This is a genomic window from Calothrix rhizosoleniae SC01 (assembly GCF_900185595.1).
Lineage (GTDB): Bacteria > Cyanobacteriota > Cyanobacteriia > Cyanobacteriales > Nostocaceae > Calothrix_A > Calothrix_A rhizosoleniae.
In genome coordinates this window covers 1-19,841 of the sequence record NZ_FYBH01000160.1, presented here as the reverse complement: position 1 = coordinate 19,841, position 19,841 = coordinate 1, and the positions used below count along the sequence as shown (strand labels likewise).

Here is a 19,841-nt window from a genome sequence, read left to right as displayed (position 1 = left end):
TTAGGTTTCAGCCTTCAACAATGTCCTAACCTAATTTCATAGTGCTATAAATCTGGGATGAAACAACGCAGAATTTATCGATATTACCTGATCTTATTAATAATTGTCACTGTGGGCGCAATCTTGCGCTTCAGTAATTTAGGTTTAAAACCTCTTTGGTTAGATGAAGTGATTACAGCTACTTTTAGCCTTGGTAATAATTACCAGAAATTCCCTTTGGATGTCATATTAAACCTGAATCAATTATCGGAGGTTTTTACTTATCAGCACGGGGTTAGTTGTCCCCAAATTGCGGAGAATATTGCTAGTCAGTCTACCCATCCACCGTTATTTTTTTGCTGGCTTTACCAATGGCTGGGATGGATGACTCCTTTGGGAGAAGATTGGGTGGTAAAATTGCGATCGCTATCTGCTGTATTTGGGATAGTAGCGATCCCTATTATGTATGCGATTAATAGTCTAGCTTATTCCCGTAATGCAGGCTTAATAGCTGCCGCAATTATGGCTGTCTCACCTTTTGCAGTGTACCTTTCTCAAGAAGCCAGACATTATACTCTACCCATGATGCTAATTAGTTTATCTTTATGGGTATTGTTGCAGATTCAGCAAGATATTTTCCGTAAGCAAGGGGTAAAAGTATGGGTTTGGATTGTGTGGGTAGTTGTGCATACTATCAGTTTTTACACACACTATTTTTGTATCCTGGCATTCATTGCAGAAATAGGTACTTTACTACTATTAATGTTGCGGTATCAGCAGAAAATTATTCAGAAAACTCAAATTTGGCTAGGATTTATTATATCTATAATTGGTATAGTGATCGCTTTTTTCCCGTGGTTATTAGTAACTTTCAGTCATGCTAACCGTGCTGAGACTAATTGGATTACCACTTCCGATTATTTTATACCTTTATATCAAACAATAATTAATTGGTTGTTAATGGTAATTGTTTTACCTTTAGAAAATCAACCTTTACCTGTGGTTGTTATATCAGGATTATTAATGATTGGGTTTGGTATTTGGTTAGGACAATTTTTATTCAAGGGATTTAAGTATTTATGGTACACACCTAAAACTCATCTACCTACAATTACTCTATTGAGTTTTACAGCAATTGTATTGTTAGAATTTTTTGTTATTGTTTATGTATTAAAAAAAGATATTACTAGTGCTCCACGCTATAGTTTTGTCTATTATCCAGCTATTTGTGCCTTGATTGGTGCGACTCTAAGTTCGAGAATTACATTTAAGTTTAAAAGGAAAAGAACAACTGCAATTATTTTAGTAACTAGCTTAATTAGTTCTATTTTTGTGACTTATAACTTAGGATTAAAGAAACCTTTTACACCGGAAAGAGTAGCTCAAATAATTAATCAAGAACCTTCTCAACCATTGATGGTGGTGATGGCGTATGTAGGTTATCAAGATATTGCTTTAGGATGGAGTTTTGCTTTAGCAGTTCAATCTCTGAGGGATAATAATATTGAGCCGACTCATTTTGCTTTTTTCCAACAATCACCAAATTTGCAAACAGTTTGGCAAAAGCTCTCTCAATTATCACCACTACAAGTTAGTCAACTCAATTTATGGATAATTGCTCCTGCAAGAAAACGACAGGACTATCCCCCACAAGTACAAGTTTCTTCAGCTTTAAACTGCAATATTGATACTAACCAACATTACCGCATCGGCGTACCTTATCAACTGTATAGATGTAATAAGTAATATGGTGCTATCAGTAGTCTCTAACACTATTTAAACTGAGATGTCAACTAAATACTTATCTCTTTATACAAAATTTGGATAAATAAAAACCAAAATTAAGTTTTAGTCCAAAGAATAACTTTTTGTAGACAATGCAAAATAGACTTAATATACTTTCCTCATAGCAATAAAGATGTCTGTCAATTAGGGTGTTAGTTTACCAATGTAAATAGAAAAAAATATATTTTAAGATTTGCGATCGCATCCTCAACCAACTTTTGTTAGCTGGTTATTAACAGGCTCTATAAATTAAAAAATCAGATTAAATATACAATGAAAAAACATTTCATCGTAGTTATTCGTTAATTCTAATATTAGCAACGTTTCTAGCTAACTTCGGATTTGCCTCACAGACATATGCTCAACCTAGTCTTAGCTCTGAAGCCGTTAACATCGAAAATCAAGAGTTTCCCCAGTGGGGATATTACACAATTCGTAGAGATTTTCGTAAATGTATTTCTCCCATATGTGGGGGATTTTTTATTAAGCAAAACAACCTGAAAGCTACTCCTTGCTTTGATGGCGTTTTTCGTAAGGAATGCTATGTATCTTCAATTGATTGGAGTTCTCTGAATGTAGGATATGATCAGTTGGCAAAATTCCAAAGTCAGACTGATAGCCGTCTGATTCTCAGAGGTAACTTGGTACCAGAAAAATTTGATGGATTTGAGGAGTTTGCAAAGTTGCAAGTAAAAGAAGTTTTCGTAGCTGCTACAAAAGCACCAGCTAAAGGGACTTTTGTGGGACTTAAAGATAATGGCATTGTCTGTGTTACTATCCCTTGTTTTTCCACAGATAATCTTGTTTTGAATCAACCGAATCGTTCTACAATTTCGTCATTTGATTTGAGCCAAGTGGGTGCAACACCAGAACAACTTGAAGCCGCAAACAAAGCAATTTTTAATCAAGGTTTAATTGCTGTGGGTGTAACTAAGAAAACAGGAGATGTGGATGCAATTAATGGAGGTACTGAGTTTGTTGCTACACAATTTTATTTGAGAGTAGTACCAAAGGAATATTAGAACATTCCAATTTGTATGCAATACACTTCTAGGGTATCGCTACACTAGCAAAACCAACCTGGGTGGGCTAATAAATTCTTCTTAACCCACCCAGGATAAAAATACTTCTTCCCAACTAACAACTAGCAACTAACAACTCCCAACTCCCCATTTTCAAGCAAGACAAGGTTTAATATACTTTATGAGTTAATTCAGCCATCAAAGAGTATTGAAATCCCTACTAGTTACAGGAACAGACACAGAGGCTGGTAAAACAGTCCTCACCACAGCCTTAGCCGCCTATTGGCAAAAATATCGCTCTGATCGCAATTTAGCAATTATGAAACCCATACAATCGGGTGTGGGTGACTGCGAATTATACCAAAAGTTATTTAACCTGAATCAATCCCCAACGGAAATTACCCCTCTATACTTCCAAGCACCTTTAGCACCACCCCTCGCTGCTGCTCAGGAAGGACGTACTGTAGATTTAGGAGTGGTTTGGCAGGGTTTTACTAATTTGCAAGCCAACTATGATTTTGTCTTAGTGGAAGCATTGGGGGGATTGGGTTCCCCCGTGACTAATGAGTTGACAGTAGCAGATTTAGCCGCAGATTGGCATTTCCCTACGGTGTTAGTAGTACCAGTCAAATTAGGTGCTATTTCCCAAGCAGTGGCGAATGTAGCCTTAGCCAAACAGATGCAGATCAATTTATTAGGAATTGTCCTCAACTGTACCCAACCCCGTACAGATGAGGAAATCGCTAATTGGACACCCACAGATTTAATTCAATCTCTCACGAATATCCCTGTTTTAGGTTGTTTACCCTATTTAGAAAACCCTACAGATGTAGATAAACTGGCGCAAATAGCATCAAATTTAGATTTAGAGCGATTACCATTCAAATAAATCGCTACAATAGTTGTCTGGATCTAATTCGGTATCCGCTTATTATGGGACTTCCTATTGTTGCAATTATCGGTCGCCCAAATGTGGGCAAATCTACCTTGGTGAATCGTCTAGCCAAGGATAAATCTGCTATAGTTCATGATCAGCCGGGAATTACACGCGATCGCACTTATATTCCTGGTTTTTGGCGCGATCGAGATTTTTTGGTGGTAGATACTGGTGGATTGGTATTTCATGAAGATACAGAATTTTTACCACTGATTCGTCAACAAGCAATGATAGCTCTGTCTGAGGCTAGCGCAGCGATTTTTGTAGTTGATGGTACCACTGGACCCACCGCTGCAGATCAAGAAATTGCTAATTGGTTAAGACAGCAAAAAGTACCCTTTTTCTTGGCGGTAAATAAGTGCGAGTCTCCCGAACAGGGTTTAATTCAAGCTGCGGAATTTTGGAATTTAGGATTGGGAGAACCTTTTCCCATTTCTGCAATTCATGGTAACGGTACGGGAGACATACTGGATGCATTAATCGAACATCTACCGCCAACCTCAGAAATCGAGGAAACTAACGAAATCAATGTAGCAATTGTTGGTCGCCCCAATGTGGGTAAGTCTAGCTTATTAAATGCCTTCCTCGGAGAACAGCGAGCCATAGTTAGCCCCATTTCTGGAACTACCCGCGATGCCATTGATACCTTTATCGAACACCAAGGACAAAGCTATCGTTTGATTGATACTGCTGGTATTCGCAAGAAAAAACATGTAGAGTATGGGGCGGAATTTTTTAGTATTAACCGTGCTTTTAAAGCCATTCGCCGTGCTGACGTAGTATTATTAGTGATAGATGCCTTAGATGGAATTACGGAGCAAGACCAAAAATTAGCCGGACGCATTGTTGAGGAAGGTAGGGCTTTTGTTTTGGTAGTTAATAAGTGGGATGCTATAGAAAAGGACTCTTACACCATCTACGATTACCAAAAACAGCTAGAACAACGCCTAAACTTCACAGAATGGGCAGAAACCATTTTTGTTAGTGCTTTGACTGGACAACGGGTACACAAGATTTTAGAGTTAGTTAATTATGCCGCCGAAGCCCACAAACGCCGGGTAAGTACATCAGTAATTAATGAAGTTTTAGAAGAAGCAATTCGCTGGCATTCCCCAACTGTAAGTAGGGCTGGTAAACAAGGTAAAATTTATTATGGCACCCAAGTTAGTAGCCAACCCCCAACTATTGCCTTATTTGTCAACGATGCTAAACGGTTCAATGATAATTATCGCCGCTACATCGAACGCCAATTCCGACAACAATTAGGATTTAAAGGCACCCCCATTCGCCTAATTTGGCGGAGCAAAAAGGCTCGTGATATGGAAACCGTTGTTAGTAGTAATCGTGCTACTCGCGTGTGACATACTCCCACACTGAATCAGAGATTACAGTATGGGCTTCTCACCAACTCCTGCCATTGCATAGGATACTCGATGAGCTTTATTAACAATACGGGATGCCACTCCGCACCGAGTTTTATTAAATTCCTTTGTTTCGTAGGCTGCATTTATGCATTTAATTGGGTTACACCTACATGTAGGCGGGAGGCTTCCCACCGAGAAAGCTAAAATCTCAAATTAAACGATGGACTTACTGCGATCGCTACCCCTTGGACTATACTTAGAACAACCACAAACATGGCTACATAAGCTCGACCCACGGGTTAAATTTGGTTGGTTAATGAGTTTTCTCACCACTTACATTTTTGCCACTACCATGTGGCGAGTATTTTTAGTACTGATATTAATTGTTGTAACCTTATTTGCGCGGATTCCTAAACGTGTTTGGCGACAGCAAATGGTTTGGTTGCTGATGTTGTGTTTATTTGTATTAGTGATCGCATCTATAAGTCCTGATGGCTTGGGTGTAAAATATCAACCAAGGCTACCAACTAATTCCACCGTTGAGTTACTCAAACCAGTCAATACTAAACCCACTGAGAATCTCACAAATCAAGTTTTACCAACCGTAAATACACCAGCATCAGAAAATAAAAAAGCACAGCAATCTACAACTACCAATCAAACAAAAACCGTTAAAAAATACCGTTATGTGGTTTTTCATCAAGGACCAGTTAAAATAACCCGTCGTTCCTTTGATTTAGCAGTGCGCTTAAGTACCATTGTCTTTACAGTGATTTATGGTACTAATCTCTATCTGCTGACAACAGCACCCGAAGAAATTACCGCAGGTATTGAAAGTCTCATGCAACCATTACGGAGGCTGAAAATACCAGTTACCGAAATTGCTTTAACTTTAACCTTGTCCCTACGGTTTATCCCTCTGGTTTTAGAAGAGGTACAGAATTTAGGACGTTCAATTGTTACCAGAGCCATTAATTGGAAAAAACTGGGGTGGAAAGGTTCAGTGAAAGTTTGGATGATGGTAGCAGAAAGATTACTAGATAATTTACTTTTACGGGCAAGTCAGATGGCTGGAGCTATGATGGTCAGAGGATTTACCAGTCCCAACGAGCATCAGGTTAAGTGGCATAATTTACACCTCAAAGCTCGTGATTGGCTAGCATTAATGGTATTAGGTTTATTTTGGGGAGTGCGTATTTGGATTGGTTGATCAGAAGAAGCAGGGGGAAAAGGTGCTCTTAGCAGGTAGGGGAGTGTGGAGAGTGAGGGAGTGAGGGAGTGATGGTTGCTAGTTGCTAGTTGCTAGTTGATAGTTGATGCTTGATAGTTAGTTATTTCATCTCCTCACACTTCCCACACTTCCCACACTTCCCACACTCCTTCCCTCTTTCCCTCTTTCTCTCTCTTCCCCATCTTCCCACACTCCCCCTGCTCCCTGCTCCCTGCTCCCCTACCTCTTTATGACTGGTGCAAAATCAAGCGATTACCATCAGGATCGTAAGCATAAATTTCTCTTCCGTGGGAGGCTGTAATAATATTTCCTGGTGGAGCATAACCCAAGTTTGTCAGATGAGCGATCGCTATTTCTAAATTGCTCACTTCTAAGCATAAGCTGATAGTGCTGTGGTGCGAATGGTCAAATTCCGATGCATGGGTTGATTTAGGTGTAAAAATACCTAATCTGAGATTGGGAAGCTGAAATTCCGCATATATATTGGTAATCAGTGTGATTGGTTGCTGCTGAAGTAGCTGAGTATAAAAATTAATAATTTCCTCTATATTATTAGTAGCGATCGTGACTATTGCGTGAGTACATGGGAAAATATCAGACATGGGTTTTTGAATTTCGTAAGGTGAGGAATGCTACCAGGAGTAGGATGGGAAATGCCCACCTTACCCTTTCTGAAATCATAAACATAGCGTATGAATTACCAGGATTTTCAAATATTAGTTCATGAAAATAAAAGGATTGTGCTTCATCAGAGCAGGTGAGGTGAGGGGTGAATTATGCCTGGATGGATATGGACAGAACTTGGCAATGTATGATGTGGTGACGAGTAAAACAAGCTTTCAAAACTTATTAGAGTCAGCGACGACAGAAGCTGGCATTTATAGTCATCACCTGCGCTACCTGTTGGATATTTTACGTGATGCACCGATTTATCCCACATTCCGCACGTAGAGGAAAACTTTTCGGTATTTTTAAAATACTTGTCTGGTAAGCCTTTTCGGCAATTAAGCGTGACAGCGATAAGCCTAACGGCATAGCTTCGCTTACCGCTAATTATAAGACGAGGGATAATCGCCAAATCATAGTTTATTGATACCATTGTCAACGACTGCTCTGGTTTTCATCCACGGTGGGGCTATCTTTGGGAGTATCACTAAATACAACCATATTTACTTCATGTCTGAAAGCATTGTTATAACTGGATTATAAAAATACCAAGCTTGTTAATTTAACCTGCGGAATGTGGGATTTATAGATAGTGTGATCGCACGATATTGCAGGGTGGGTTCCCTGAAGCTAACTTTACTGCTCCATTGCTCAATTATTGCGATCGCACTAGCTTAATGTTTGTAGCCAAGAAACACTCGTGAGATTACTATCAACTGTAGCTAATATCAAATTATAGTAAACTGCTGTAGCTGCAATAAACCTATCAGCTGGATCTTGGTGCGGTAATTCAATCTGACGACTTAAAATAGCAATTTGATGAATAAGGGGAGCCTCAATAATTTCTAAGGTTTGTAAGGCTAATTCTATCCATGCAACTGCATTAGGTTGTAAAGAAATTCGCCCTTTTTCTGCTAGGATTAACGTTTCCCAGATACTAATAGGACTAAGCCAAAGCTCGGTTGTTTCCTCTGCAATTATGGTTTGGAGGTTGGTAGATAGACGTTCGTCACCCAGGAGATACCAAAGCCAGATATGGGTATCTAGTAAAAGTTTCACTGAAGTACTTCCCAGGTGTTAAGGGGAACTACTGGAGTAATTAAATCTCCCAAAATTGCACCACTTCCTTTCATTGCTCCAAAAGCTGCGCGTTTTGGTTCAGTTGTTACCGGAGATATAATTACCAATGGTTTGCCTTCATGGGTAACAGTTAACGGTATTTTTGTACGTTGTATTTCTGTAAATATTTTCTGAAGATTTTCCGGTAATTCTTTAGTACTAATTTGTTGCATTTTTGAGTTGAATTTTTGGTAAGTTGCTAAATACCAAAGAGGGAATCGCCAACTTTAATTCAATGGTTTCGCGCTGATGTATTCTTCTAATATTGTATATGTAAACCGCGATCGCACGATATTGTAGGGTGAGTTCCCTGAAGCTAACTTTACTGCTCCATTGCTCAATTATTGCGATCGCACTTCCTCAGAGCGATCGCACGCAATAAAGAAAAAAGAATATTAGTTATTTATTCGCAAACATATCAAAGAGGGCATCATCCAATTCATAACCCAGAAGCTTTGCCATTGACTGAATGCGGGATTGAAAAGGTATACCTTGTTGTTTTAACCAATCAGTTAATATAAATAGTTTGTGCATTAAAAATATCTCTAAAGCCTCGGGATTATACTGAATACCTTCCTTACTACTAAACTGGTGAGGAAGAAGCATAGAAGTGTAGCGAACAAATTCCCCTTCCTTCCAATTTAGTAAAAAAGGCAACCAGGGATAACGGGCATCCAGACGGATAAACCACAATCTGACTTCCGGAATTTCTGATAATTCCCGAGGATCATTTTCCTCCCGTTCATAGTTAAGTTCAAACTGAATTTGCTGTTCGTGGGATGCGATCGCTCCTTCTTCTAGAATATTCTCAATCACTGTTGTCGCCGGGGACAAATCTAAAGTATTAATACAGTCATTATTAAGAGCGATCTTAGTTGTCATTGACTCAGGATTTACCGCTTCAGTTTCCACAATTCACATCCTACCTGGAGAATGGGGAATAGGGGAAGCAGGGAGCAGGGAGTAGGGAGCAGGGAGCAGGGAGCAGGGGAGAAACTTGTAAAACATTCCCATCATCACCTTCACTCCATCACTCCATCACTCCCTCCATCCCTCCTTCACTCCATCCCTCCTTCACTCCATCCCTCCTTCACTCCCTAACTATCACCGTAGGACTTATGATACAAGGCATTATCACCACCTACTATAAAAGTATCGATGTGATTCTCGCCCCAAGACACAGCAGCAGGGCTGGAAATAGCCGAACCTGCCAAACTCTGCCAATCACTCCAAGATGTACCGTTCCAAGAATTCCAATAGACAGCATTATCAGTACCAACGGCAAATACATCTAAACGGTTAGTACCCCAAGATGTTACAGCAGGGGAGTAAAGCCATAAACCACCCAAACTTTCCCACTCGGTACACCAGGATACACCATCCCAATACTTACGGTACACTGCATGGTCATCACCCCGGACAAATACTTCTATATTGTTTTCTCCCCAGGATACTGCTGTTGGGGCGGAAAGACCAAAGCCACCTAAGCTTTTCCATTCGCTCCAGGTAGTACCATCCCCATAAATATGCCATATAGCGTTATCTGTACCAATGGTAAACACATCCAATCTGTTTTCACCCCAGGAGGAAACCGCAACACCATGTTTGCAGAAGCCACCCAAATTTTTCCACTCACTCCAAACAGAGCCATTCCAAATTTTATGGAGTAATTGGCGTTCTTCACCAATAATAAAGACATCAATGGTGTTTTCTTGGCGAGATATTGCTGCTGGTGCAGAGAGGCTAAAGCCACCCAAGTTTTCCCAATCAGTCCAGACTGACTCATCTAAAGACTTGCGGTACCAAGACTTACGATATATAGCACTATCACCACCAAGAATAAAAGTATCCAGGCGATTTTTTCCCCAGGAAGCTACTGCTGGTGCAGAAAAACTGTTTCCACCCAAACTCTCCCAAGATGACCATTTTGGTCCTTGGGGTTGCAATACATCAAAGGCTGCTTTGAGTTGAATAATTCCCGCCCCAGCATTGTTATTAAAATCTGATTCGCCAATATTCTTAGCAGTATTCTTGAGGATATCTTTCGTTTCCTCTTGAGTTAAAGATAATTTGGCTTGTTTTAATAATGCTATTGCACCAGCAGCAATGGGTGTGGCAGCAGAAGTTCCATTATCACAACCAAAGTAACCCCGGAAATGGGTAATAGAACAAAAATCAGGTTTGTTAGGGTCTAAAGCTGCTGGTCCTTGGCTACTATAACCGACAAACTGTTCGTCTTTATTTACAGCCCCTACGGTCATGACTAAGGGATGACCATTAGCACCCCAAATACTTTTACCAGGTCCCACATCACTACCACATCTATCTGTGGGGCAACTTTCACCACAGTTACCAGCAGCAAACAACACCAGAATACCTAACTCAATAGCCTCTACTACTTTACGAGTAAATGGGTGCTCAGGATTGGTAGCATAAAATTCATCCCAGCTTTTTTGATAGATACCCCAACTGTTGGTGAGGATGTGGGGAGTCCCATCAACTCTGTACTTTTGAATTGACCAATCAAAAGCTTTCAGGGCATTAGAAATGGCATCACCACCAGCAAGACGGCAATCATAGAGTTGAGCTTCTGGTGCCATTCCTAACACATCGGTAGCGCACATATTACCATGCTCCCCCCAAGCACGGGCTGTGGTTCCCCAATCACTATTGGGTCCCCCAATCACATTGGGAATGCGGCGTGGAGTTTCAAAGGGTGCCACTGGGCGATTTTCGGCGGTAATACCACCATCTACAATCCCCACCACAATACCTTTACCTGTGTAGCCAGCAGACCAAATGTGATCTACACCTAAGTATTTTGCCACCTCCGCGATCGCTCCCTTTGGCGTTGTTGGTGCACAGTCACAAGTGCCAATAGGGCAATTGCTTGTACTATCCATTAATTTTAGGGAACTTGGTTCGGTTTTTTCCAACAACGCAATATCAAAAGGGGCAATACGAGTGTCTTTATATACCTTGACTACGTCGTTTCTGGCCTCCAGTTTGGGTATTTGATTTTCTTCTATTACCCCACGTACAATTACTGTTTGTTCTTGAGCAGCCTGAAGACTGGGTACTTGTGATGCAGTCGGTTGAATGGCAATTGGTTCATAACTAGTATCTAATTGAAAACCAGATACATTCATTCTGGCAATCACTTGGGTTGCTCCCAATATACCAATACTTTTGGGAACCCGTAACTCTACAAGTACTTTTTGCAAGTTTGCTTGACTATTAGCATTCATCTCACCCCTAGGCATCTGCCTCTGAAAGGGTAAAGAATCATTCATATTCAAGGATGGCATAGGAGCTGCATGGCTTGCTGATTCTCCTACATCGGCAGACTTACTATGGTCGCTTTCGTGACTTGTGGAGGATATAAACCCATTACTTTGCATTTTTTGTTCCTTTGTAATTCTTATTTGAACAAATTGGCTAATAGGGTGAAATTTAGTCAGTCAAATACAGAAATATTGATTAAATATCAATTAACTAAACTTTTATTCATCATCCATGTAGATGCATTCTTTCCCCATGACCAAAATATGAGTTGCAGATAGCCAAGATTAAAAATCATCGATCTTTGAGCTTGAGCCACCTGTAAACTAACTGCTATTAGGCAGACATTATGTGTATTTTGTAGGGTTCTGTGAACACGTAAATATACTGAAAAAAAATTATCTATCAGATTTCATATCAGTGAAAATCACGGTTAGCAGTAATATTAAAGTAGACAGGATTGAATATTAACGATGCCAAAAAAAATAAAATTACCAGAAGTGCAATGAGAGGGTGAAAGCCCCTGATAAATAGCAACATAGTTGCGTGTTTCGTGCTTCAGACAGGGGATGAAACCCGATACAGTGGGATTTATCCCACAGTCCCCACAGGGTGAGCGCAAAAAAGTGTGGGGACTCTGGGAGGTGTGGGGAGTGATTTTTTTGGATACTTAGCTAGAAATCCACCCAAAATTTCGTTCACCCGTCCCCAGAACATGGGATAATTAATAATATTCAGGAGGTGATTTGTTTGTACGGTTGTCAGCAGGTTTTAATTCACCCAAATCTAGATTTAAAAGCAATTTTATCATTTATTTGTTCCCAATCTAATAAGTTATCAAATTGCGCTCTCTACTATGCACGGCAAATTTGGTTTAAGGCTAAACGCTATATCACTAAATTTGAGTTGGATAAGGAGATGAAATCAAATCGTCATTTCCAAACTCTCTATTCTCAATCTGCACAACAATTTTGTCGTTCTGTGTATGAGTCATTTGCATCTTTTAAACAACTTAATGCTTTGTATCAACGTGGTGAGTTATTAGAAAAACCTAGACCACCAAAGTATAGAAAAAACGGCTTAAATAGTTTTAGCTATCCTAAACAAGGGTTAAGGTTAATAGAAGATGGGCAAATTAGAATCCCTCTTGGTCAAACTGTAAAAGTCTGGTTTAAGTTGGATTGTTTCACCATACCTATGCCGTCCAATTTGAAGTTTGAGTCCATTAGAGAAGTCAGGATTGTGCCGAGAAATCGCTGCTTTTATGCAGAGTTTGTTTATCAAACCGAGGCTGTAATATCTGATATAGACAAAAGTAGAATTTTAGGTATTGACCACGGTTTAAATAATTGGTTAACTTGTGTTGATAATATTGGTACCAGCTTTATTTTTGATGGTAGACATATTAAAAGTCTGAATCGTTGGTACAACAAACAAGTAGCAACAATTAAAGAAAATAAACCCCAAGGATTTTGGTCAAATAAACTTGCTGCTATTACTGAAAAACGCAATCGTCAAATTAGACATGGGATTAATAAAACTGCTCGCATAGTTATTAACCATTGTTTGGAAAACCGGATTGGACGAGTTGTGTTTGGTTGGGGACAAGGAATTAAACAAGAGATTAATTTGGGTAAGAAATGCAATCAGCAACTTTCTGCAAAGTAAGCGCAACACTTGGACTTGATTTGAGTGGAGTGTGTAGGGGTGCTTTGACTCACCCCACCCGGATTTATATCTGGGTGACAGCTAATCAGAAGCGAAGGGAAGCGATTTTAACCCGTCCCGTAGCATCTTTTTAGAATCCCCTCACCTTCAGGTAGGGGAGCAGTCAACTAAAATCCTTGCCAAATAAAAATTATTATGCCATCTGACCTAAACCAATCTCTCAATCTGAAGACAAAACTGAGTTATGGCATCGGAGAGCTAGCAGGAGCAATTCCTAATAATATTTTGGTGTTCTTCCTGCTATTTTTTCTTACTAACGTTGCAGGATTGAACTCAACCTTCGCAGGTAGTGTTTTATTAGTAGGCAAAGCTTGGGATGCAATTAATGATCCCTTGATTGGTTGGTTAAGTGACAAAACCCGTTCTCCTTTGGGTAGACGTTATCCGTGGATGCTTTACGGTGCTGTACCATTGGGAGTTTGTTTCTGTTTGCAGTGGTTTGTCCCGCCGACAGAAAATCAGTGGCTGTTGTTTGTTTACTATAGTGCGATCGCGATTTTGTATTATGCTGCTGTTAGTGCAGTTCTGGTTCCTTTTTCTACCCTTGGCGCTGAACTAACTCAAGGTTATAATGAACGTACTAAGTTAATTAGTTTTAAATCTGCTTTCGGTATTGGTGGTAGCATTTTTGCTCTTGTACTAGCTCAGGTAATTTTTGGTTTTTTCCAGCCTCCTACCAGCTATTTATTATTGGGAGGTATCAGTGGAATTTTATCAATCTTGGCAGTTTTTGTTTGCTTTTTAGGAACTAATCAACGCTACAAATTCATTCAGCAGCAACGCCATCAAATTGAACGTCCCCCCGCAGAACCAATTCTCCAGCAAATCAAAATTGCCTTAAGTAATCGAGCATTTTTGTATGTAATCGGTATTTATCTCTGTTCTTGGTTGGGAGTACAGGTGACAGCTGCAATTTTGCCCTATTTTGTTATCAATTGGATGCAGTTACCAGACAAACATTTTACCCAGATGGCTCTAGCTGTGCAGGGAACGGCTTTGATAATGATGTTTTTTTGGGGAGCTATAGGACAACGGATTGACAAAAAAGCTATTTACTGTGCGGGTATACCCTTAACAATTGTTGCCCAAGGTGGATTATTTTTTGTGCAACCCGGACAAATAATTTGGATGTATGTCTTGGCTATAATGGCAGGAGTGGGAATCGCCACAGCTTATCTCGTTCCTTGGTCAATGTTACCGGATGTAGTTGATTTAGATGAACTGAATACCGGACAACGACGGGAAGGAATATTTTATGGATTTGTGGTGCAATTACAAAAATTTGGAGTTGCAGGAGCACTATTTTTGGTTGGTAGAATTTTAGACTGGTCAGGATTTATACCCAGTGTGGCATTTCAACCTAGTCCCATTCAACCAGATTCTGCATTATGGGCAATTCGCTGGATTATTGGCCCCATACCGACTCTAGTATTGATTGTGGGTTTAATATTAGCTTATTTTTATCCCATTACTTCCTCTGTACATGAGGAAATATTGCTCAAAATTAGCGAACGAAATTTTGAGGATGAATCAAAAAATATCCAGGCAATTCGCCACTGATTGAGAATACTTGAGAAGAACTATGTCCTTAACCGATAATTATAAATTAAACCTCATTCAATGGTATCCAGGCCATATTGCGAAGGCAGAAAAAAAACTGCAAGAGCAACTAAAGTTGGTAGATGTGGTTTTAGAGGTTAGGGATGCTCGTATCCCTCTAGCAACCCAACATCCCCAAGTCAAGCAATGGATAGGTAATAAACCACGGGTATTAGTCCTCAACCGCCTAGATATGATTACTCCCCAAATTCAGGAAGTATGGAAAGATTGGTTTAAGCAAGAGGAAGAAGTAGCTTATTTTACTAATGCCCAGCAAGGTAAAGGAGTGGCAGCAGTATCAAAAGCGACTCAAACCGCAGGGATGGCAGTTAATAAAAGAAGACGGGATCGTGGCATGTTACCCCGTCCCATTCGAGCTGTAGTTATTGGGTTTCCTAATGTAGGTAAATCAGCTTTAATTAATCGTTTAGTTGGTAAAAGAGTAGTAGAAAGTGCTGCTCGTCCAGGGGTAACTCGTCAATTACGTTGGGTGAGAATCTCCAAGGAGTTGGAGTTACTTGATGCGCCAGGGGTAATTCCTGTCAAGTTGGAAGACCAAGAGGCGGCGCTGAAGTTGGCGATTTGTGATGATATCGGACAAGCATCATATGATAACCAATTGGTAGCCGCAGGTTTCGTAGATATACTTAATTATTTGCAAGCAGTTTCGAGTAATTTACTACCAAAGGAAATACTCAAATCCCGTTATGATTTAGATTCTATTAACCATACAGGAGAAGCATACTTGCATTTGTTAGCTGAACATAGGTATCAAGGTGATGTGGAACGGACTGCACGACAACTTGTCACAGATTACCGTAAAGGCTATTTGGGTTATATTCCTTTGGAATTACCACATACATGGTAAAACAATGGTTTCAGGCTTTTTTTGAGTATAATTTGAGTATAATTTGAGTATAATTTGAGTAGTAAATGAGTAGCGCCAGGTTTAGAGGTCTAGGCACTGAGGTTGCTTGCTTTTGGATGGACAGTAGCACTTTTTTTTGAGTAGTAAATGAGTAGCAAAAAATTTAGAAATCTGGGCACTCAGATTTACTAACCTCTAACTAGAAAATGGGGAGTGGGGAATCAGGAATCGGTCAGAGGTCTTTTCATTTTTGATGGTGAAATTTTTTCATCGGGACTGCCTTCTGCCTGACAATAAAGGAGGATGAATCAGTAATTACTATCCTTTAAATTAAATGAGCGCATCAATCATCCATACTCAAATTATTACCTATAGCCCTGCTTATACAATTGTACCAACATACGAGTGCTTTAACCGTTGTAGTTACTGTAATTTTCGCACAGAGCCTGGTCAAAGTCCTTGGATGAGTTTATCAACAGCTGCAAATATTTTCCAAAAATTAAAAAGGCAAAATGTTTGTGAAATCCTCATCCTGAGTGGAGAGGTGCATCCCCATTCTCCCCAGCGTCAACATTGGTTGCAGCGAATTTATGATTTATGTGTACTAGCACTGGAAATGGGATTTTTACCCCATACTAACGTTGGACCACTAAATTTTGCAGAAATGCAAAAATTAAAGCAGGTGAATGTATCTATGGGGTTGATGCTGGAACAATTAACCCCCAAATTATTGCATACAGTCCATAAACATGCACCGAGTAAATTACCAACACTCAGGTTACAACAATTACAATGGGCCGGAGAATTGCAAATACCCTTCACCACAGGCTTGCTTCTGGGAATTGGAGAAACAGAGGATGATTGCTGGGAAACCCTAGAAGCCATAGCTCAAATTCATCAAGACTATGGTCACATTCAAGAAGTGATTTTACAACCTCATAGCCCTGGAACTCAACAAAGCTTAAATGCGCCAGCCTTTAATCCGTATAAATTACCAGCAATCATTAATCAAGCTCGTCAAATATTACCATCAGATATTACCATTCAAATCCCACCAAATTTAGTCCGCGATAGTCAATGGTTAATGGCTTGTGTATCATCTGGTGCAAGGGATTTTGGAGGAATTAGTCCCAAGGATGAAGTTAACCCCGATTATCCCCATATTCAAGAGCAGGAATTAAGGGAAATTTTACAAACTGCGGGATGGAATTTATTACCGAGATTGCCAGTTTATCCCCAGTTGATAAATGGATTATCCCCAGAGCTAAAAACAGCTGTCACAAATTGGCGAAAACTGATGTCAATTCCAGCATAAATATTGAGCAAAAATATAGCAGAAATCCAATAACCACCAAGTATTCGACAAAATCTTATTTTTTTCTAACACTGGAGATATGAGTAGCAAATATCATGTCACAATTTGATGTTGATAAAACAATCCTATTCAAGCAAAATAAACTCATGGGACTTTTCGACCAAATTGTAAATGCTGCTGGAAATGCTGGGCAACTAGGTGACTTAGCTCAAATCGGTAATGCTTTAGCTCAAGCTGACACAGATTCGTCAACAATGCAGTCTGCTTTATCAATAGTAGGTAATCAAGTACGTTCTGCATTGCAACAAAAGCAAGCCAATGAAGGAGCAGGTGCGGTAGAAGCATTAATAAATCAATTTGCGGGAACTTCTGCCAATCCTCAAGCCGTCACCTCCCTGTTCTCAGGAGCAATGCAGAATCAGTTAATCGATACTATTGCCCAAAGTACCGGCTTAGATTTGAGTCAAGTTCAACAGATGTTACCGATGCTAGTGCCTGTAGTCCTTAAGTTTATCAAAGCTGGTGGTTCTCAAATAGCAAATAATCCTATTCTCGCCAGTTTCCTTGATACTGATGGTGATGGTGATGTTGACATGGCAGACTTGATGAAACTGGCAAGTCAATATATGAATTAGTAGGCTGGAAATGGTAATCTGTAATGGGTAAAGGAATTATATGCTTTTACCGATTACCATTTTTTGATAGGATCAGAAAAATAATCCTTATTGCATAGGTGTTTAACTTCTTTTCAAGCGAAAAATTATCGTTTCTGAGCCTTATATATATAAAAGTTATTGAAAGCCCCCACGGTTTCAAAGGTATAACCAGGAACCCAGGGGTTAAGTTCTAGATCAGTGCGATAAACACTGAATATAATATAGTTGTGCCTTTTTGTAGTAGCTGCAATGATTTCCTTGATTTGTGGATTAGCACTATCTACTAATTTATTACAATTTAGATTAACCAGCTTTTCCAAGAGATTTGGGCTTTTGGCACAAACATTGTCTTTTAAATATTCTTGCAGTCTTAGCACTGCATATTGCTCATACTTTGGTTGACTGGGATTGGTACTTGCCATAAATATGCCTAAAACAGCTAACCCGACTGTTGCGGCATATGTAATAATAGTTGACGGTTTCATCGTTGCTAATTATAGTTTACTTCGTTTTTTGTAGACTTTAGCTCAAAGTACTCCGTTCCTGCCAAAAAAACTGGATCAAAAGTTGCAAACAGTGCTATAATTATTCAGAAATATGGCGAGCGTGGCCAAGTGGTTAAGGCAGAGGTTTGTGGTTCCTCCATTCGTGGGTTCGATTCCCATCGTTCGCCCTTAAAATTTGGTATTAGATAATATTCTAAAACTAGGGTGGGCAATACCCACATTACCCATTGGAGAATTCGTGGATATTGTGTCTCACGTACTTTTGCAACAGAATTTCCCAACAGGGTTAATAATTTAGCGTTGCTATATACTGCTGTAATTGTGAAATTTTAGTAAGTCAAAATTTTCAAATTTTCTCTATCAGAAAAATTAACAGTTTGAAAGTCTTCGGGTTTACCATTAAACTGTAATTCCCCTTGGTTAAGCATCGCTAACCAATCAGCACGACCAATAACTTGGGGACGATGGCTAATGAGAATAGTAGTTTTGCCCCGGCGATGAGCTAATATGCGATCAAGTGCTTCATTTTCGGTAATAGGATCGAGATTAGCCGTAGATTCATCCAGAATCAGAACTGGTGGGTTGTTTAAAAGAGCACGAGCGATCGCTTGACTTCTAAGTATATCTACGGGGTATGCCCTGTGATATTTGTATCCGACCGGGATAATGGAAAGTCAGGTTTTTGAGTTGAATGTCAGCTGTATCTGATAATTTAACCCAGGGTTTAGCGGTATCTCCTTCATGTTCGTAAGTTAACTCATATCATGGACAAATAAACTGACGTGAGTTAGATGAGTTATAAAGCCTGAAGTTCTTATCCAGTATTGTGTATGAGAACCAAGAGTTTATAAAAAGCTGTGAATTTATTGAGAATAGAATCAGTAACCATTAAATTTGTAAATTATTGACTTTGTTCTCAACTAATGATTGAGGTAGTTTTGAGTCTTAGTGCCCGTAACTATTGATTCACAAGGCTTATAGCATTTAAAATTCGTCGAACTCACGTTAAACTGAAACCTTTGCTCTTCTTAGGAAGTTTGAACGAACCCAAAAACCCTCACCTTGAACTGAACCGTATTGAACCGGATGATGCGGGGACGCGGGGACACGGGGACGCAGAGCAGGATGTGTTCCAAACCCAGTGTCCAGGGCGATAAGTCCCAAGGGTCTGAGTCCCCCATCAAAATCTGCGATTTGATGGATCGATCCCGATTGATGGGCGCTTCAAGCCCCACCACATCGGTGTCTCCGCGTCTCTTCTTGACCGCAAAATACCTCTTCCCTATCCTCCAATCCCTAGCGCCTAAACCCTATTTTCTAGCTAGAATATTATGGGTTTAACTTTTGATAAAGTTGATGTATGTGGGGTCAAGCTCCTATTGACAAATAGCAAAAATGTAATCATTTTTTTAGTTACCTATCTATTCACATTATCGTAAGTTAGTTAAATTTTTGTAGCTTTTTATGAAGCATGAAGGGATTGATTTATAGATGCTTACTTTAACTTGGAAAAACTTACTTGCTTCTGTGGAAAAAGTTCTGAGGGAATTGGGAAAAAATCGTCACATAATTTTTTCTAAATACTGATAAGATCCTCTCCCAGAGGCATCTTTCGGACTTCAAGGCAGTCGGGAATAGAGTGAGAAAATGTAGTCAGATTTTTGTACAGGCTAACATCTCCGACCTAATTAGACGACCTGATTAATGGAGAAGAGTTGCAATGCACCTAACAATTAAAAAAAATCAATCCATGAGTACAATTATCAAATCTGTAGTAATATACT

Annotated in this window: 17 protein-coding genes and 1 tRNA gene; 12 read left to right on the top strand and 6 right to left on the bottom strand. The window is 39.6% G+C overall.

Annotated features, from left to right (window positions below):
• Window positions 1-57 precede the first annotated feature (57 nt).
• The 5 genes from CALSC_RS09750 to CALSC_RS09730 all read left to right on the top strand — a co-directional run bounded on the left by CALSC_RS09750 (window position 58) and on the right by CALSC_RS09730 (window position 6,297).
• Window positions 58-1,725 carry a glycosyltransferase family 39 protein gene (locus CALSC_RS09750; protein ID WP_088241159.1) on the top strand — a complete coding sequence of 556 codons (1,668 nt, stop codon included), beginning with the start codon at window positions 58-60 and terminating at the stop codon, window positions 1,723-1,725.
• Window positions 1,726-2,030: 305 nt separating this feature from the next.
• Window positions 2,031-2,786, top strand: coding sequence for a DUF6748 domain-containing protein (locus CALSC_RS28015; RefSeq protein WP_088241158.1), 756 nt, complete (start codon window positions 2,031-2,033; stop codon window positions 2,784-2,786).
• 208 nt (window positions 2,787-2,994) lie between these two features.
• Window positions 2,995-3,675, top strand: coding sequence for a dethiobiotin synthase (gene bioD / locus CALSC_RS09740; RefSeq protein WP_088241157.1), 681 nt, complete (start codon window positions 2,995-2,997; stop codon window positions 3,673-3,675).
• 44 nt (window positions 3,676-3,719) lie between these two features.
• Window positions 3,720-5,084, top strand: coding sequence for a ribosome biogenesis GTPase Der (gene der / locus CALSC_RS09735; RefSeq protein WP_088241156.1), 1,365 nt, complete (start codon window positions 3,720-3,722; stop codon window positions 5,082-5,084).
• 223 nt (window positions 5,085-5,307) lie between these two features.
• Window positions 5,308-6,297: an energy-coupling factor transporter transmembrane component T family protein gene (locus CALSC_RS09730; RefSeq protein ID WP_088241155.1), complete on the top strand. Its 990-nt coding sequence runs from the start codon at window positions 5,308-5,310 to the stop codon at window positions 6,295-6,297.
• A 248-nt stretch (window positions 6,298-6,545) separates the two neighbouring features.
• Here CALSC_RS09730 and CALSC_RS09725 read toward each other — a convergent pair whose 3' ends face one another.
• On the bottom strand, window positions 6,546-6,920 hold the full coding sequence (locus CALSC_RS09725) for a VOC family protein (RefSeq protein ID WP_088241154.1): 375 nt from the start codon (window positions 6,918-6,920) through the stop codon (window positions 6,546-6,548).
• A 160-nt stretch (window positions 6,921-7,080) separates the two neighbouring features.
• Here CALSC_RS09725 and CALSC_RS09720 point away from each other — a divergent pair, with 160 nt between their 5' ends.
• Window positions 7,081-7,269 (top strand): AAA-like domain-containing protein, encoded by a 189-nt coding sequence (locus tag CALSC_RS09720; protein ID WP_235006743.1) that lies wholly within the window; start codon window positions 7,081-7,083, stop codon window positions 7,267-7,269.
• Between the two features lie 384 nt (window positions 7,270-7,653).
• On the opposite strand, the gene CALSC_RS09715 is transcribed toward CALSC_RS09720, so the two are convergent.
• The 4 genes from CALSC_RS09715 to CALSC_RS09700 form a co-directional block, all read right to left on the bottom strand.
• Window positions 7,654-8,043 (bottom strand): type II toxin-antitoxin system VapC family toxin, encoded by a 390-nt coding sequence (locus CALSC_RS09715; protein ID WP_088241152.1) that lies wholly within the window; start codon window positions 8,041-8,043, stop codon window positions 7,654-7,656.
• On the bottom strand, window positions 8,040-8,276 hold the full coding sequence (locus tag CALSC_RS09710; RefSeq protein ID WP_088241151.1) for a type II toxin-antitoxin system Phd/YefM family antitoxin: 237 nt from the start codon (window positions 8,274-8,276) through the stop codon (window positions 8,040-8,042). Before CALSC_RS09710 ends, CALSC_RS09715 begins: the two co-directional genes overlap by 4 nt.
• A 226-nt stretch (window positions 8,277-8,502) precedes the next feature.
• Complete coding sequence (locus tag CALSC_RS09705; protein WP_088241164.1) at window positions 8,503-8,985, bottom strand: CRR6 family NdhI maturation factor; 483 nt, start codon at window positions 8,983-8,985, stop codon at window positions 8,503-8,505.
• Between the two features lie 215 nt (window positions 8,986-9,200).
• Window positions 9,201-11,504, bottom strand: a complete 2,304-nt coding sequence (locus tag CALSC_RS09700) for a S8 family serine peptidase (RefSeq protein WP_200817607.1) — start codon at window positions 11,502-11,504, stop codon at window positions 9,201-9,203.
• Window positions 11,505-12,135: 631 nt separating this feature from the next.
• On the opposite strand from CALSC_RS09700, the gene CALSC_RS09695 reads away from it, so the two are divergent.
• From CALSC_RS09695 to CALSC_RS09675, 5 genes are all read left to right on the top strand, one after another.
• On the top strand, window positions 12,136-13,053 hold the full coding sequence (locus tag CALSC_RS09695; RefSeq protein WP_235006742.1) for an RNA-guided endonuclease InsQ/TnpB family protein: 918 nt from the start codon (window positions 12,136-12,138) through the stop codon (window positions 13,051-13,053).
• A gap of 195 nt (window positions 13,054-13,248) precedes the next feature.
• The gene (locus tag CALSC_RS09690; protein WP_088241150.1) at window positions 13,249-14,673 is read left to right on the top strand and encodes an MFS transporter; all 1,425 of its coding nucleotides are present in this window, start codon (window positions 13,249-13,251) and stop codon (window positions 14,671-14,673) included.
• 22 nt (window positions 14,674-14,695) lie between these two features.
• Window positions 14,696-15,580 carry a ribosome biogenesis GTPase YlqF gene (gene ylqF / locus CALSC_RS09685; RefSeq protein ID WP_088241149.1) on the top strand — a complete coding sequence of 295 codons (885 nt, stop codon included), beginning with the start codon at window positions 14,696-14,698 and terminating at the stop codon, window positions 15,578-15,580.
• Window positions 15,581-15,914: 334 nt separating this feature from the next.
• On the top strand, window positions 15,915-16,895 hold the full coding sequence (gene cofG / locus CALSC_RS09680) for a 7,8-didemethyl-8-hydroxy-5-deazariboflavin synthase subunit CofG (RefSeq protein ID WP_088241148.1): 981 nt from the start codon (window positions 15,915-15,917) through the stop codon (window positions 16,893-16,895).
• Between the two features lie 146 nt (window positions 16,896-17,041).
• Window positions 17,042-17,530, top strand: a complete 489-nt coding sequence (locus CALSC_RS09675) for a DUF937 domain-containing protein (RefSeq protein ID WP_088241162.1) — start codon at window positions 17,042-17,044, stop codon at window positions 17,528-17,530.
• A 125-nt stretch (window positions 17,531-17,655) separates the two neighbouring features.
• Here the strand turns inward: CALSC_RS09675 and CALSC_RS09670 are convergent, their stop codons facing one another.
• The gene (locus CALSC_RS09670) at window positions 17,656-18,036 is read right to left on the bottom strand and encodes a DUF4359 domain-containing protein (protein ID WP_088241147.1); all 381 of its coding nucleotides are present in this window, start codon (window positions 18,034-18,036) and stop codon (window positions 17,656-17,658) included.
• A gap of 115 nt (window positions 18,037-18,151) precedes the next feature.
• On the opposite strand from CALSC_RS09670, the gene CALSC_RS09665 reads away from it, so the two are divergent.
• A tRNA-His gene (locus tag CALSC_RS09665) sits at window positions 18,152-18,224 on the top strand.
• Window positions 18,225-19,841: the final 1,617 nt, after the last annotated feature.

Coding starts and splice junctions, on each gene's coding strand:
- CALSC_RS09750 (WP_088241159.1), top strand. CDS start 58: ATGAAACAACGCAGAATTTATCGATATTACCTGATCTTATTAATAATT.
- der (WP_088241156.1), top strand. CDS start 3,720: ATGGGACTTCCTATTGTTGCAATTATCGGTCGCCCAAATGTGGGCAAA.
- CALSC_RS09730 (WP_088241155.1), top strand. CDS start 5,308: ATGGACTTACTGCGATCGCTACCCCTTGGACTATACTTAGAACAACCA.
- CALSC_RS09725 (WP_088241154.1), bottom strand. CDS start 6,920: ATGTCTGATATTTTCCCATGTACTCACGCAATAGTCACGATCGCTACT.
- CALSC_RS09710 (WP_088241151.1), bottom strand. CDS start 8,276: ATGCAACAAATTAGTACTAAAGAATTACCGGAAAATCTTCAGAAAATA.
- CALSC_RS09705 (WP_088241164.1), bottom strand. CDS start 8,985: ATGACAACTAAGATCGCTCTTAATAATGACTGTATTAATACTTTAGAT.
- CALSC_RS09700 (WP_200817607.1), bottom strand. CDS start 11,504: ATGCAAAGTAATGGGTTTATATCCTCCACAAGTCACGAAAGCGACCAT.
- CALSC_RS09690 (WP_088241150.1), top strand. CDS start 13,249: ATGCCATCTGACCTAAACCAATCTCTCAATCTGAAGACAAAACTGAGT.
- ylqF (WP_088241149.1), top strand. CDS start 14,696: ATGTCCTTAACCGATAATTATAAATTAAACCTCATTCAATGGTATCCA.
- cofG (WP_088241148.1), top strand. CDS start 15,915: ATGAGCGCATCAATCATCCATACTCAAATTATTACCTATAGCCCTGCT.
- CALSC_RS09675 (WP_088241162.1), top strand. CDS start 17,042: ATGGGACTTTTCGACCAAATTGTAAATGCTGCTGGAAATGCTGGGCAA.
- CALSC_RS09670 (WP_088241147.1), bottom strand. CDS start 18,036: ATGAAACCGTCAACTATTATTACATATGCCGCAACAGTCGGGTTAGCT.